This window comes from Microcoleus sp. Pol7_B2, assembly GCF_036701035.1.
In the GTDB taxonomy this organism is placed as follows: Bacteria; Cyanobacteriota; Cyanobacteriia; order Cyanobacteriales; family Microcoleaceae; genus Microcoleus.
Map to the genome: position 1 here is coordinate 57,529 of NZ_JAUBQB010000030.1, position 15,148 is coordinate 72,676.

General features: G+C 46.8%; 13 protein-coding genes and 1 pseudogene. 4 read left to right on the forward strand and 10 right to left on the reverse strand.

Annotated elements, in window-relative coordinates; genetic code table 11:
• Positions 1-135 precede the first annotated feature (135 nt).
• The gene (locus tag QUA57_RS13860; protein WP_333061479.1) at positions 136-1,449 is read left to right on the forward strand and encodes a dihydroorotase; all 1,314 of its coding nucleotides are present in this window, start codon (positions 136-138) and stop codon (positions 1,447-1,449) included.
• 122 nt (positions 1,450-1,571) lie between these two features.
• Positions 1,572-2,327, forward strand: coding sequence for a 4'-phosphopantetheinyl transferase superfamily protein (locus tag QUA57_RS13865; protein WP_333061478.1), 756 nt, complete (start codon positions 1,572-1,574; stop codon positions 2,325-2,327).
• 308 nt (positions 2,328-2,635) lie between these two features.
• On the opposite strand, the gene QUA57_RS13870 is transcribed toward QUA57_RS13865, so the two are convergent.
• Complete coding sequence (locus tag QUA57_RS13870; protein ID WP_333061476.1) at positions 2,636-3,376, reverse strand: response regulator transcription factor; 741 nt, start codon at positions 3,374-3,376, stop codon at positions 2,636-2,638.
• A gap of 533 nt (positions 3,377-3,909) precedes the next feature.
• On the opposite strand from QUA57_RS13870, the gene QUA57_RS13875 reads away from it, so the two are divergent.
• The gene (locus QUA57_RS13875) at positions 3,910-4,656 is read left to right on the forward strand and encodes a creatininase family protein (protein WP_333061474.1); all 747 of its coding nucleotides are present in this window, start codon (positions 3,910-3,912) and stop codon (positions 4,654-4,656) included.
• A 312-nt stretch (positions 4,657-4,968) separates the two neighbouring features.
• On the opposite strand, the gene ndk is transcribed toward QUA57_RS13875, so the two are convergent.
• Entirely contained in the window at positions 4,969-5,418 is a 450-nt protein-coding gene (gene ndk, locus QUA57_RS13880) for a nucleoside-diphosphate kinase (RefSeq protein WP_333035325.1), read from the reverse strand.
• Positions 5,419-6,052: 634 nt separating this feature from the next.
• On the opposite strand from ndk, the gene QUA57_RS13885 reads away from it, so the two are divergent.
• Positions 6,053-6,811 (forward strand): hypothetical protein, encoded by a 759-nt coding sequence (locus QUA57_RS13885; RefSeq protein WP_333061473.1) that lies wholly within the window; start codon positions 6,053-6,055, stop codon positions 6,809-6,811.
• Position 6,812: 1 nt separating this feature from the next.
• On the opposite strand, the gene proB is transcribed toward QUA57_RS13885, so the two are convergent.
• The 8 genes and pseudogenes from proB to QUA57_RS13925 all read right to left on the reverse strand — a co-directional run.
• Positions 6,813-7,985: a glutamate 5-kinase gene (gene proB, locus QUA57_RS13890; protein ID WP_333061472.1), complete on the reverse strand. Its 1,173-nt coding sequence runs from the start codon at positions 7,983-7,985 to the stop codon at positions 6,813-6,815.
• Between the two features lie 61 nt (positions 7,986-8,046).
• Positions 8,047-8,568 (reverse strand): YqeG family HAD IIIA-type phosphatase, encoded by a 522-nt coding sequence (locus QUA57_RS13895; RefSeq protein ID WP_333035333.1) that lies wholly within the window; start codon positions 8,566-8,568, stop codon positions 8,047-8,049.
• 149 nt (positions 8,569-8,717) lie between these two features.
• The gene (mltG, locus tag QUA57_RS13900) at positions 8,718-9,842 is read right to left on the reverse strand and encodes an endolytic transglycosylase MltG (RefSeq protein WP_333061471.1); all 1,125 of its coding nucleotides are present in this window, start codon (positions 9,840-9,842) and stop codon (positions 8,718-8,720) included.
• A 247-nt stretch (positions 9,843-10,089) separates the two neighbouring features.
• Positions 10,090-10,668 carry a DUF3727 domain-containing protein gene (locus QUA57_RS13905; protein ID WP_333061470.1) on the reverse strand — a complete coding sequence of 193 codons (579 nt, stop codon included), beginning with the start codon at positions 10,666-10,668 and terminating at the stop codon, positions 10,090-10,092.
• A gap of 311 nt (positions 10,669-10,979) precedes the next feature.
• On the reverse strand, positions 10,980-11,441 hold the full coding sequence (gene ruvX, locus QUA57_RS13910; RefSeq protein WP_333061469.1) for a Holliday junction resolvase RuvX: 462 nt from the start codon (positions 11,439-11,441) through the stop codon (positions 10,980-10,982).
• Positions 11,442-11,704: 263 nt separating this feature from the next.
• Positions 11,705-13,036: a GNAT family N-acetyltransferase gene (locus tag QUA57_RS13915; RefSeq protein WP_333061466.1), complete on the reverse strand. Its 1,332-nt coding sequence runs from the start codon at positions 13,034-13,036 to the stop codon at positions 11,705-11,707.
• Between the two features lie 191 nt (positions 13,037-13,227).
• Entirely contained in the window at positions 13,228-14,409 is a 1,182-nt protein-coding gene (locus tag QUA57_RS13920) for a F420-0:Gamma-glutamyl ligase (RefSeq protein WP_333061463.1), read from the reverse strand.
• 443 nt (positions 14,410-14,852) lie between these two features.
• Positions 14,853-15,148: pseudogene (locus tag QUA57_RS13925) on the reverse strand (transposase); the annotation flags it as partial.

Here is a 15,148-nt window from a genome sequence, read left to right on the forward strand (position 1 = left end):
GCTACGCTTCGCCCGCCTGAAAAATGTTTGAATTTTTATAGCAACCGCGCCCGACGCTTAGGAAGTTCTTAATTCCTGAAACTAATGCGGTGGATTGCTTCTTCCTTCTTCCTTCTTCCTTCTTCCTTCTGTTATATGAGCCGCGAACTGCTACAAAATGTACGGGTGCTAGATCCAGTTTCAGGGAGCGATCGCATCGCTGATATTCTGATTACTGAAGGTGATATCAAAGCAGTTGAGGAAAAAATTGCTGAGTTTCCCTCAGACACGGAAGTGCGGGATTGCCGGGGACTGATTTTGGGGCCGGGGTTAACTGATATCTACAGTCACAGCGGAGAACCGGGTTTTGAGGATCGGGAAACCCTGGAATCTTTGATGCAGGCTGCAGCGGCTGGGGGTTTTACGCGAGTGGCGATTTTGCCGGATACCTCGCCACCTGTTGACAATTTGGCCAGTTTAGCTTTGTTGCAGCAACATATCCGCAATTTGTCGCCCGGGCTGCCCCGCTTGTATTTTTGGGGCGCGCTGACAGCGGGCGTTAAAGGGCAGCAGATGGCTGAGTTGGGCGAGCTGGCCTCCTGTGCAGTGGTGGGTTTTGCGGACGGTTCGCCGCTGTCTAATCCGGCTCTGGTGAGGCGTTTGCTTGAGTATATCCAGCCTTTGGGCAAGTCTGTGGCTTTGTGGCCGTGCGATCGAACTTTGGCAGGAAAGGGCGCGGCGCGGGAGGGTGCGGTGTCGGTGCGGTTGGGTTTACCAGGAATTCCGGCGAGTGCGGAAACTTCGGCTTTGGCGGCAATCTTGGAGTTGGTGGCATCTGCGGGCACTCCGGTACACATTATGCGCGTTTCTACAGCGCGCAGCGTGGAATTGATTCGGGATGCGAAGGCGCGGGGTTTGCCCGTGACTGCGAGTGTGACTTGGATGCACTTGCTGTTGAATGTCGGGGCAATTTCAGGCAACTCTAAAGATTCCGGCGGAAAAAATGCTCTGACTGCTTCGTTGGCCTACGATCCGAATTTACGCCTAGAACCGCCGTTGGGCAATCTCAGCGACCAATTAGCGTTGATTCAAGCTGTGAAAGATGGGGTAATTGATGCGATCGCGATCGACCACAACCCGCATACTTATGAGGAGAAAACTGTGGCTTTTGCTGATAGTCCACCCGGGGCGATCGGCTTGGAATTAGCTTTGCCGTTACTATGGCACGGACTGGTAGAAACTGGCGATTTTTCGGCTTTAGAACTGTGGCGAGTTTTGAGTACCCTGCCGGCCGTTTGTCTCGGACAAGCCCCCGCCACGGTTGCACCGGGAGCCTCTGCTGAGCTGATTTTGTTCGACCCGCAAATGAGTTGGACTGTTGACGGGTCAAGTCTGAAGTCGCGATCGGCAAATACGCCTTGGTTAGGACAGCAATTAGCGGGAAAAGTTGTGCAAAGCTGGATTTATTGACCCTTGCGATTGAAATTCATCTGTTGTAGAACAGGCATCTTGCCTGTTTCTCAAAGTAGAACAGGCATCTTGCCTGTTTCTGGGAATGCTGGATCAGGTGACTCAGAAAAGAAGATAAATACATGATTGCTGCTTTTGATTCGTGGAAGTCCCCACCGCAAAACCTGACATTGGATCTGGGCGAAATTCATGTTTGGCGCGTCTCTCTGGCTCAAACAGAATCTTGCTTGCAGAGTTTACAACAGACTCTCTCTACAGACGAGCGGACAAAAGCCGAGGGTTTTCACTTTCCCAAAGGTCGATCGCAATTTATTGTGAGTCGTGGCGCACTCAGAGCGATTCTGAGTCGCTATCTTAACATAAATTCTCACATTTTGCGTTTTGAGTACAATCCCTACGGCAAACCCTCTCTCATCGTCGCCCAAGGGGGACATACCCTGCATTTCAATTTGTCTCACTCAGGGAACATGGCTCTAATTGCGATTACCAAAATTCGAGATATTGGTGTCGATATTGAAAGCATAAATCCCAACTTTCCTTGCCGGGAAATTGCGGAAAAGTTTTTTTCACCCTTAGAAAATTCTGTGTTGCTTTCGCTTCCAGAACATCTTCAATCCCGCGCGTTTTTCACCTGCTGGACTCGCAAAGAAGCCTACATTAAGGCAGTTGGTAAAGGACTTTCTATACCCCTGAATCAGTTTGATGTCAGCCTCGCACCAGGAGAACCTGCCGCGCTGTTAAATGTTGAAGATAACCCCGAAGAAGCATCGAGATGGTCTTTAATCGAATTAATTCCGAGTTCAGATATGGTGGCGGCTGTTGCGGTTGCAGGAGATTGCTCGAAACTTCATTGTTGGCAGTGGACGGGGGAGTTTTGATTTATACTGAGATGTTGCACCATTATCAATAAGTTTTTTATGAACAGGCTTTTCGGCCTGTTCCACAAGAAAATTCACTCTTTGTGGAACAGACCGAAAAGCCTGTTCTTGAGAATGGTGCAAGAGGTGAGTTTATACCGATCGCCCAGGGTAAAAGACAACGGCAACTGTCGCTGGAATAGCTCTATTGGTTGCACCTCCAAGCTATTGTATTGCACACCCTCCATAGACCAATAAGGAGATAACATTTTTTTGTCCTTATTTGTCTATTCGACTGCAATTTGTCACTCTACAACTGATTTAATAATTTAACCAAATCGATAGCCGAACCCGCGTACCGTAATGATATATTCCGGTTGGGCTGGATCTATTTCCAACTTTTCGCGCAGCCAGCGGATGTGAACGTCAACTGTTTTGCTGTCTCCGATAAAATCTTGACCCCAAATTTTTTCCAACAACTGATCGCGAGACCAAACTCGCCGGGGATAACTCATAAATAGTTCTAGTAAGCGAAACTGTTTAGGAGAAAATTTCACTTCCAGACCACGAACCAACACGCGGCACTCTTCAGGATACAGAGTTATGCTCTTATATTGCAGCGTCCTCGGTTCCGGTAACCTACTGAGGCGCTGGCGCCGCATCAGCGCCCGACAGCGAGCGATAAACTCCCGCATTCCAAAAGGCTTGGTCAGATAATCATCCGATCCGGCTTCTAGGTAAAAAGCGCAATTGTTGGCACTTCCTCTAGCACCGATAATCAAAATAGGGACGGGATTTCCTTGATGCCGTAACATTCGACACAGATCCAAACCGTTAATTGAATCCATAATTAACAGGTTAAAGGCAAATTCACCGTGGTATGACGAAGAAGCCTGTACAGAAGGCAGAGCGTTGCGCCCGTCGCTAGTAACCACCACCTCATAGCCCTGTTCTTTAAGGGCTAAAGCTAGCATTTCCCGCAACAGATCTTCACCTTCCAATAACAAGATACGGCCGGCTTGTCCAACAGCCAACCTTGAAGGACTTTCGCTTAATTCAGCAGAAGACATAAATATCAGTGGGAGTGATGTTTGTATGTGGCTAGCGCGAGGTACCTTCTTCAGTAGCTGAGGCACTCTCGCGCTGCGATCGCTTGTACGATCGCCATTTGTTCAATCGCTTAGAATCCTTCGCCAGTCCATCCCACAGACACGCGCTCGACCTTTGCTACTTGCTCATGCAAGGAATACAGCCGTAGAGCAGTTGCCGGAACCGCGCTGTCTGCCTGCGTCCAGGCCACAGAAGTCTGGTCATTTTTCGGGGTCGGTGTTAAATTCATAAAACATTGCCCGCTGTTAATTGACCACGTAACACCCAATCTAGAAGGATATGCTTGTTATACTACTCTTAAAAGGTTATTAAAAGGTAAAGTTTTGGCCATCAAGTGGTTAAATTATTAACGTTAAGTAATATAACGGTAAAGTTGCGAGCGCACTTTAGAGCTTTTTTTAAGAATACAATAATAAGTTGGTCGAAATTCCTTTTTCTTCCCGTGCCGGCTACGATCGACGATAGCAAGTAAAAATTCTGTAGACTGCCTATCATGTTGCTACATTTGAGTACCTGGCCCGAGGTAGAAGCTTATCTCGAAAGCTCGCGAGGTATAATTATCCCGATCGGCTCCACCGAACAGCACGGGCCCACCGGCTTGATCGGGACTGACGCCATTGCTGCCAAGGCGATCGCCGGCGGTGTCGGCGAAGCTGCCAATGCCTTAATCGGCCCGACAATTAATGTAGGGATGGCCTTGCACCACACCAGCTTTCCCGGCACAATCAGCCTCCGACCACAGACCCTGATACTGGTAATCAGGGATTACATCACATCTTTGGCAAAAGCGGGATTTGAGAAATATTTTTTCATCAACGGTCACGGCGGCAACATTGCCACGATGAAAGCAGCATTTTCCGAGACTTACGCGCATTTGTCTGACTTGAATTTACCGAATGCCGATCGAATCCAGTGTCAAATCGGCAACTGGTTCATGTGCGGTTCCGTATACAAACTAGCAAAAGAATTATACGGAAACCAAGAAGGTTCCCACGCCACCCCCAGCGAAATCGCCTTAACCCAGTACCTTTATCCAGAAGCAATTAAGCAAGCTCCGCTTTCGGAAGAAGTCGCTTCCGGGCACAAAATTTTCGGTGGTGCTGACTTCCGCCGCCGATTTCCCGACGGGAGAATGGGTTCAAATCCGGGCTTAGCAACCCCCGAACAAGGTCAGCAGTTTTACGAATTAGCAGTCAAAGAATTGACTAACAATTATTTGGAGTTTGTAAGTTCCGATTAACGTTTTTAATTCTAGTTACCCGGAAACTCCTGGTAACGAGTAAAAATCTCAAACTCTTCTATATTTTACGCTTATGAGTGAGTCAGCGACATGATATTTCATATAAATTCCGGCTGCACCGGAATGATATCAAACCCTTGCTTCATTCGGCGGGCATAAAGTCGAATCCCGAGGCCAACCACTAATTCGCGCAATTTTCATTTTTTTGACTCACAGTCAACAGTCAACAATCACGGACGCTGCAACCGGAATCGATATCATCTATCTAAGAAAGGGTATATCTCCCGATTAACCACCGGGAGAATATCAAAACTATTCCACAATCCAAGGAGTTAAACAAGGTGTCCAAGCACTCAATTCTTCTTCCTTGAACCAAAGGCTAATTTCCGCACGGGCAGTCTCGACAGCATCAGAACCGTGAATCAGATTACGGCCGACATTGACAGCAAAATCGCCCCGAATTGTCGCTGGTTCTGCATTCAGAGGATTCGTGGCGCCAATGATTTTTCTCGCCGACGCCACAACGCCGTCGCCTTCCCAAACCATCGCCACTACAGGGCCTGAAGTGATAAAGTTTACCAATCCAGCAAAAAATGGTTTTTCTTTGTGAACATCATAATGTTGTTCCGCTAGTTCTCGACTCGCCGTCATTAGCTTCATACCAACTAGCTTAAAGCCCTTGGCTTCAAAACGACCGATAATTTCGCCGACGAGTCCGCGCTGTACGCCGTCGGGCTTAATCGCTAAAAAAGTCCGTTCCAAGATTAACTCCTATAATTGTGTTAACTGACCCAAAAGATAGAGTAACTCACAACGCACCTAAAGGCAATTCTGAGAATGGGAAATTGTCATTTGGAGGCTTATAGCCGCCCGAAGAAGCAATAAGGAATAAGAATAGGGAAGAGAAAAGAGGGAAGAAGCAATAAAAGCAAGGGTTAAAGAAACCGGGTTTGTCAGAAAATTTTTTGTTGAGCAGCTATGAATCTCCGAAGAAATCTGGTTTCGAGACTTCTATGCGTCTAGGACTGATTTGCATGGATCACCGCGATTTTGTAAAAGGCATTTTTTAGCAGTGCGAACAGGATGCTCACTTGCCCATAGAAGTTAATCATCCTTTAAATTATCGGTAAATAATCAAACTCTTGTGGGGTGGCTTTGAGCAACGCCTGAAATATGCAATCTAAATTTAGAACATTTTATCTCTAGGCAACAAGATGCTCGAACTTCTGGCACAATATGATACAAGTCACTGTTTCCTGTGACTGCCAACACTCTTACCTATGATCTCAAATACAACTATATATGATAATAAACACAATTCTTTAGGCGCTAAAATATAGATAATTAACGGAGATATGAAGATGATCTTGACACCAACCATTCAGGCGAAAAAAGTATGAAAGGTATTGTAGCATTCATTGAATCCAAAAAGCAAGAGTTTGCAAAATTGCCCTTGTTTGACTTTCTAGCCAATAAACACATTCACGCGAATCAACGACTAATTTTTGCACCTGTACTCGCTCCTTTGGCTGTGGGATTGAGCGATTTAAATAAATATGTGCTCCGAGAATCTTCTAGTAATAACAAAGTTCAGGAACTCATTAATAAATATACTTATAAAAAAAACTATTATTGGCACGACTATCTAGAATACCTAGAGGAACTGGGCTTAAACCAATTAATGAGTTACGGGGATTTCAGACTGCTTTGGGGTGAAGAAACTAAAAAAACTCGATCGCTTTGTTCAGTGATCGAACGCTACGCTTGGAAAGCTTCTCCCATTCAGAAACTGGCGTTAGTGGAAATCCTCGAAGGCACTGCCCAAGTTTTTTTTGATGCGGCGCTAGCAGTGGTAATGGAATTACAGCAAATTAACCAAAAAGAATCTGTTGATTTTGGAGGATCTTATGGGGGTTTAGAAAATTATCACCTTTTAAACACGCCAGAGATGTTGCAAATTTTAGCAGAGATCAAACTTACAGATGCGGAATACCAAGCAGCTTTAGAATTAGCACAAAATTTATTTGAACTGTTCACAGAAGCGATGAACGAGCTGTTCAGACACAGCCAAACAAATTCTTGCAAGACTGTGCTGCAAATATCTTCAATTTCTGCCTTCGCTCATTGCGCGATCGACTGTCTCGATATTTGTTAGTTTAAACAATCACTAAATTATCTCGGTGTACCGCCGTTTCTACGCCTGCATAGCCTAAAATCTCAGCAATTTTCTCTGATTTACACCCCTGGATTTGTCTCAATTCTAAACTGCTATAATTCACAAGTCCTCTAGCAATTTGCTGGCCGGCTGCGTCGCACAACTGCACGGAATCATCAGCTTGAAATTCTCCTTCTACTTGAGCAATACCCGCTGCTAAAAGCGATTTTCCGCCGTGGGAAATTGCCTTTACAGCACCCGCATCTAAATATAGTTTTCCTGCTGGAATTAAAACGTTAGCTATCCAGTGTTTGCGAGCGTTTACAGGGCGCGGTTGAGGCTCGAATTGAGTACCGATCGACTCTCCGTTGAGTATTTTCTCGATATTACCAGGAAAGCAGCCGTCAGTGATGACAGTCCGCACTCCCGATGCAGTTGCTATTCTCGCGGCTTCAATTTTTGTCACCATTCCGCCGGTTCCCCAACCGCTGCGGGAATCTCCTGTTTGCACCTGAAATTCTGTGAGCTGTGCCATACTTTGGACTAGGGCGATCGGCTGTGCATCTGGATTGCTGCGCGGATCGGCGGAGTACAGCCGATCGACATCTGTGAGCACAAACAACCAATCTGCTTCTACCAAACTCGCTACTAGCGCCGAAAGCGTATCGTTATCGCCAAATTTGAGCTCGTCTACCGCCACAGTATCGTTTTCATTGACGATCGGAATCACGCCCAACCTGAGCAGTTGCTGAAAAGTATTGTAAGCATTAACATAACCGTTACGCTGCACTAAATCGCCCCTGGTGAGCAATACTTGAGCGATCGGCTGTTGCAGAGTAGTAAACAAGTCATCGTACACCCGCATCAGCCGCCCTTGGCCCACAGCCGCCACAGCCTGTTTCAGAGCAATGTTTCGCGGGCGTTCCGTCAAACCCAAGCGCGCGCAGCCCACCCCAACTGCACCCGAAGAAACCAAAACTACTCGATGGCCTTGCTGCCGCAAATCCGCTAAAATTTCGACCAATGCAGCAATAGTTGAAAGAGCTAAATTTCCCGTAGTCGATCGAGTCAGAGTCGAAGTTCCAATTTTAACAACAATAGTTTTAGTCTGTTGTCTGTTGACTGTTGACTGTTGACTGTTGACTGTTGACTGTTGACTGTTGACTGTTGCCATTAGTTACCAATTCCTAATTACCAATTCCCAATGCCCTATGCCCAATTCCCGATGCCCAATTTTAATCTTTAATTTTCAGAGATGCCCCCAAAGCTTGAGAAACCCAAACTTCAAAAGAGCGCACCGGATACTTGCGAAGCGCATAGCCAGCATCAACCATTGGTTCCACTAAAATAGTGAACATACCCAAACGATTACCTGCTAAAACATCAGTAAAAAGTCGATCGCCCACCATCGCCACCTGTTCCACCGGCAAATTCATTGCAGTCACTGCTGTTCGCAACTTGCGGCGCGACGGCTTAGCCGCACCCGTGATGTAAGGTAGATTCAAAGAATCAGCAATTCGACCGATCCGATTTTGACTTAAATTATTGCTCGCCAACCATAGCGATACCACGGGTTTAATTTCTTGCACCCACAAGCTGAGTTCAGGAGAAGCATTCATTGCCGTAATGGGAACGAGAGTTTCGTCCACATCCAACACTAATCCTTTAATCTGATATTTCTGCAGAATATCAGCCGTTAACTTCATGACTGAATCGCCTAGAACTAAGTCAGGCTGTAGTAGTTTACCCCAAGTCATAATGATTTTAGATTTTAGATTTTAGATTTTAGATTGAGAAATAAGAAATTGGGAGTTAAAGATTGACAAAGTAAAAAATCAAAAGTGAATAATTATTGCTTTTCCTTGGTTACTTTTGACTTTTTACTTTTTTATTAGTCATTGTCCATCTACTGACCCGATCGCACTTGTCGATCCACTTTAGCCACAGCAGCATCGTGTTCGGCCTGAGTGCGGCTAAAAATGTGAGTGCCGTCGTACCGCGCCATAAAATACAGGTATTCTGTATTTTCTGGAGTCAGAGTCGCCTCCAAACTTGCTATTCCCGGAGATGCGATCGGAGTTGGGGGTAGTCCTGGATTTATATAAGTATTGTAAGGAGAAGGCGTTTCTACTTGCTTAAAAGTCAGAGGCTTTTCCTTAGTTTGCCTGATGCCCAGAGCGTATTCAACTGTCGGGTCAGATCCCAACGCCATACCCTTTTTCAGACGGTTGTTGAACACTCCAGAAATGCGGTTCCGCTCGGATGCAACCACAGCTTCTTTTTCTACAATACTCGCCAAAGTCACCCATTCTTTGAGAGAGAGCTTCGTATTATTCTGATTTTTTTGATATACCGGCAAAGCTGTCTGCTCGAAACGGGTGAGCATTTGTGTGATCGCAGCTTGAGGAGTAATTCTATCGCCGTCTAGCTGATAAGTATCCGGGTACAAAAAACCTTCCAAATGAGGCAATCCGCTCGGCAGCCAAGGGAATTGAGCGTAAGGAATTTGACTCGCGGCCGCCATAAACTCCTTAGCCGGGAAAAAACCTTGCGCTTCAAAATAAGCGCTCATTTGTTGCAGCGACCACCCTTCTGGAATCGTGAAACTCTGCTGTACGACTTCGCCCTTCCAAATTTTCTCAGCAACTGCACTCAGAGGCTGAGTCGGCGACAGTTGGTAAGTTCCTGCTTGAAAACCTCCCTCGCGGTTTTGCAGAGTCAGCCAGCGGGCCCACATATTCCATGCCGAGCTCGATCGAATCAACCCCGCGGCCTCTAAATCCCGGCCGATTTTTTGACTGGGAGTACCCTCCGGGATTTGGATAGAAACAACAGCATCCTCTGGCGTGGAAGTTGACGTTTCAGCTATTTTAGGAGGCGCCGAAGCCCAGCTCCACCAAGCCCAGCCTTGCCAAGCGCAAACTCCCCAGATTGCCGGCAGCAACGCCAGATAAAACAACCATTTAGAGACTTGCGGAGTACCTTTTCGGCTCTCGCGCGCGCTGCCTTTTGTCATTTGTTCTTTATTCATAGTCCGTTGTCCTGGATAAGCGGCGGTTAACTAGCGACTCATGACTGATGACCTGCGATTGATGACCGAAAAGTTACGAATACAAGCCCTTTAAAAGACCCAATTCACGCGGCCCAATTCAAAAGCCCGATCGCGAAGGCAGAAGCGGCCACCTCGAAAAAGTTCGATTTGGCGAGCAGTTTACTGTTTTATAAAATAGTAAAAAATTCTGCTTTTTGCCATCAGGCCTTGTGCCTGCAATTAATATCTAATCAAGCTCGTCAAAGAACTGGTCTTCCAGCATAGGTAACATCGGTTCCAGCCTTTGGAACTCTTCTTCCGAGAGCAATTCTGGCTTGCCGTCGTCATCCATTCTAGCCAAGATAAAGAACGGGTCGAGAGGCGTATAAATCGCATATTCCTGTTCTTCGTGGTAGAAACTGGTCAGCCACATCAGCTCCTCGAACTCCGACTCCTCATCTGGATCGACATCGGATGCCATATCCTCTTCGGGAAATTCTGGCAACTCGCCAACCACAGTCAGCGTCACCGCCGTGCGTAGGAGCGTCAAGTTCTGCTCTTGCAGCACAACTTTAGCTGTATCAAAAATTTTGTCAATTTCGGTCTCGTCTTCTACAGGAATTGCTGCTTCGTCGTTATCGTCTCCCTGCCAAGTAAAAATTTCTACTGGCGAGTCAATTGGAAGCAGCAAAGCGTATTCTTGACCTTCTAGATTCATAGAATATTCTATGTTGCAAGTCAGCGATCGCCCAACTTCATCCGTCAGGGTGACGGACTCTTCGTTGGAATTGCCATTCTCTTTTTTGCGGTATGGGGATGAGGACATCGCGTGTATCTTATTTTCCGTCAATAATTCAGTAACGTTTGCTTGACAATGGGGAATTTTCGTGGCGATATTCTGGCTAAGTGGGCGATCGCCAGTCCACCAGCTTAAACCGCGAGACTCGCGGCCTTTTCCACAGGCGAGGAGTGCAGCGTTTAAATCTCAGTCGAGTCAGCAAGCGACACTGAGGACAAATCACGATTTGGTGCTTCTTCAGTACCGAGGTACAGCAGAATTTTCTCCAGTTTGTCAAGGGTTACAGGTGTGCGTAGCAAACTTGCACAACCAGGATATCACGCCTTTGTTACCAGCTATCAAGGATTGGGAAGGGCGGAGATATTTTGCCTCCGCTCGTCTAGCCACTGCTGCAAAATCAGGGCTGCTGCTTTGCGATCGATCGAACCCTTATTATTTTGCGACGGCGAAATCCCTGAAGCTTTCATCAATTCCTCTGCCTCAACCGAAGTCAGGCGCTCGTCCACATATTCTAGCGGGAGCTCTAAGGCTGCGGCGATGCGATTCGCATATTTCTGCACCTGTCGGGCTTGAGCACCCAATTCTCCGCTCAGAGAGTAGGGCAAGCCTGCCACCAAAATTTGTACTCTCCGCTCTCGCACCAGTTCTCGGAGATAAGCTACGTCTCGATCAAAGGACGATCGTACCAGTGTTGTAATGCCCGTAGCTATTAAACCGGTGCCGTCACACCCGGCGATGCCGACTCGTTTGAGGCCGATATCTAATCCCAGTGCAGAAATCCATAATTTATCGTTGGACATTATCAATCAAGCAATTTTAGATTTTAGATTTTAGATTTTAGGTTTACTGTTTTTTTGCGGAAATAATCTTATTTAACGAACCGCGAAGACGCGAAGGATGCGAACAAAGAAGATAAGAAAGTAAGAAGAAGATAGGTAATCTTAGGTTGATATCAATTAAAAGCAGAAGGGATATTTTGGGATTATGGCCGAAAAAAGGAATTTTTTGGATGATTAATTCTATTTTTTTCTGTCTTCTACCTTTTACCTTCTGCTTTCACTTATTAAGAATTGAATTCTCCTGGCCAGCCGCCGTCTAGAGGCAACTCTGGCAGATTTAAAGGCAAAATGCTGCTGCCATCAGTTGCTGCTGATTCGGAATTTTGGCCGCCCAAGGGGTTAACTTGATTCGTTTGACTGTTTCCTGAGTCAGTCAACAGCGGTTTTATCTCCGAGGATGCGGGCCCTGCTGCTGCTTCCCCCGCCATCGGGCCGAGCCAGGACATCCTGCCGGGTACGGGTTTGCGAGTTGGCTGGAAGCTTTGCAACATTTCTGATAGCTGGAGTCCTTCGAGAGAGACTAACTTGGACTCGCGCAATTTGTGCCACACAGATCGAGACATCAGCAAACTGTGTTCCACGCGCACTGCTCCAAATTGCTCTAAATAAGCTTCCCGTTCCGGCTGATAGTCAGCGGAAGCCAGTTGCAGGCTTTGAACTGGGAAATCTTGAACAAGGCGCGCCATCTGGGACAGGAGTTCTGGGTAAAGCCAAGTGTAAGCCGGGTGTACAGTCAACTGGGCGACGTGCGGTTGCTGGCCATTGCGGGATAGCTGCACCTGAAAATAGCCGATCGCGGCTTTGCGCTGCGGTTCAAACACGTAGCCGCTGACTACCTCGGTTTTGCCCAGCCACTGTCTGACACCTTCGACTAAAGCGCCGAAAAAACTGGTTTTGAAATCTTGAATGTGCCGATCAAATACTTGGCGCACCAGGGGCGGCATAGACGCGGTATCCAGTTGGTAGAGCAACTGAGCGTCTGCGTTGCTGACCGGCAGCAGATTGGGCAAATCTGGCGTCGAGGAAGCCATTTCTTGCAGGCGTTCTGGGGCGATCGTCCAGTAAGTCATCTGAGCCAAAGGCTGAAACCCGTTTTGCCGATACAAAGCCAAGGAAGTTTTGTCGCCGACATTCACTTCCAACAGCCACGTCCGCGCCTCCCAGACTGCCTCAAAGCAGTACCGCAGCAGCATGGAACCAATTCCTTTGCTGCGGGCTTCCGGGTCTACTCCTATGCGATCGATCCGCCAAGTGCTGCGGGTGCGGTTGAAAGGAGAAATCTGAATTATGCCCTTAACGCTCCCCTCTTCTTCGGCAACGTGGGCACGGAACAGGGACTGACAAGGGTTGGGAAACAAGCTAAAAATCTTTAGTAGTCCGTACCAGCGACGAATCTGCTGCAACTTTCTACCTAATACCACGTCGCAGCTTCCGCCCTTGCTGTTTTCTGGCTCTTCGGCTGTTTCCGCGCACAGTTGTTCCATCACCTCGATGTCGCGATACTGAAACGGGCGAATCACAACCTGGTTTTGGTTTTGGGAGGGAAATGAAGTCATAGCATACAAGTGGAGAATGGAAATTTAAAAATAAAAATTCAGAAAGGGGAAGAGTTAGAGAAGTTTTGAGTTTTGAATTGGTAAATTTTGATTTCAAAACTTATAACTTTTGATTCTTCTCCCTTTCTTGCGCGATCGAAAATTAAAAATTTCAAATCATCTTTTTGAATTTTTAATTTTCTGTTTTCAACTCAAGATTTTTGTTGCAGAGGTCGAATTACAACGACTGGTGTGCGCTCGTCAGCATTCCCGGCGGGGTTGCTTCGCAAGGCTTGCTCTAAGAATGTTACCGATAAATCGGAGGTCGCTGCTAATATCTTAACTGCTTTCAAGTCATTAGCGTCTACGATCGCCGCCGCAAGTCCGGTTTCTCGTTGAATTTCTTCTACAACTTGCTGAGGATTGTCCGGGCCTAGGACAATAAATTGGTCGAAGGGAGGCAAAGTCCCCGTAACGTCGTCGATGAGCCTGGCTTGTTCCCCTGCTAGTTGGTAAAAGACTCCCGGTTTGCCGAATATTTTGGCCACAGCGCCGATCGCAAAAGCTGCTACTACGCGCCAAGGGCCAACTACATCAACCAACGTCTGCATCCCGCAAGCCGTGGCCAAACTCGACGTGGGCAAGAAAAACAAACACACTCGCTTTGCCGCCCATCCGGGTTTGACTTCGCTGGGATGGCGGTAGCGTCCCTGCATCAAAGCTAGGGGAGTTTCTGCCAGGGCGACAATATCGCCTTTCTGGGCGCGCGGCAGCACGTACCGTTTGACAATTTCGACTGGATTGTCCAATTCCGCCAGTATGTGAGTGCGAATGGGCAAGACTTCTGCAACTCCGACATTTCTGGCGATGGGTACGGTGTCGGAGTTAGGAAATTGCAGGGGGACTACTACGTTACGGACTTTGGGGATGCGCCCGCCCGGGCCGTAGGTGACGAAGTGTACTTGCACCCAAGCTGACTGCAATTTGGTTAAATCTTGCCCTTGAATGTCTACAGAAACTTTAATTTTCGTGTTTTTTTGGGCTTTAACAATATAGCCGAACCAGTAATCGTCTGCTCTGGCTGCTGCCTCTTTGTGGCAAGGAATCACCTTTGTCTGGGAAGTAACGCCATCTAAACTTCCGTCAGACAGCAGTTTCACCTGCGCCCGCACTTCCGGCAACATAATCTCAAACCGCTGTGTCAGGTTGCGGAACTCCATTTCCCCGACTAAAAGATAGCGGTTGGGTTCCGAGATGGCTAAGTGCCATTCTCCGGCTGTTAGTTCTAGTTTATTTGGACTTCCAGTCCGGCGATAGTTCAACTCTAGGCCTAACCCGCCCAATGCTAGCAGCGAACCGGCTGCTGCGACTCCTGTTGCTAAAGTCTCGATCACTCTAATTACCGCCCATAATAATTTCTGTTTACTTTAGTCGATCTCTGTCACTTCGAGCGACGATCCGGTAGTAATTGAAGTTTTGGGGGTTGTTGGGGGCGATCGAACTTATGCCCAATTACACGTAAGTGCGCTCGTCTCTGGTGGCTACAGTGGTTAAGTTGCTGTTCAAAAAGCTCTCCTCGTGAGTTAGATCACTCCAAAATCTGACCTTGCTTAATCAGGGTATGAAAAAATTTAGTTGAGAATCCCGAATCTTTGTGGATACTGGTTTCTATGACTTGCATATTTAGCCTTTCCTATCCTAAATCAGCAACGTCTACAAAACAAATTACTTAATTCAATAGTAGGAATTTTTCTAAAAAATATATTGTATATTTTTTTAGAGGTTAATTTATAAGCAGGAACTCCACATTTTTTTAGAACAATACTCCGGACAGTTTTTAAGCAGCCAAAGTACCATAAGACAAGACTGAAGGAAGATTAGGGTGATTTAAAATCAAATCCCGGTCTAAATCTAACTTATCAATAAAGGTACAAAGTAGATGCTTATTGAATTCCAGCCGTTTATAAGAGGCCAGAGAAAATACAAACGACTTGGCAGATGAATGACAACTAGAGAGTTCATGTTTAGCTAAGTTTAAGGCAATAAGACTGGCATTAAAATGAAAATCAAGCCGTGGTAAATGACGAGCTTGACAATCAGACAATCCCGTAAATTGCTTGGCATCCCGAAAAA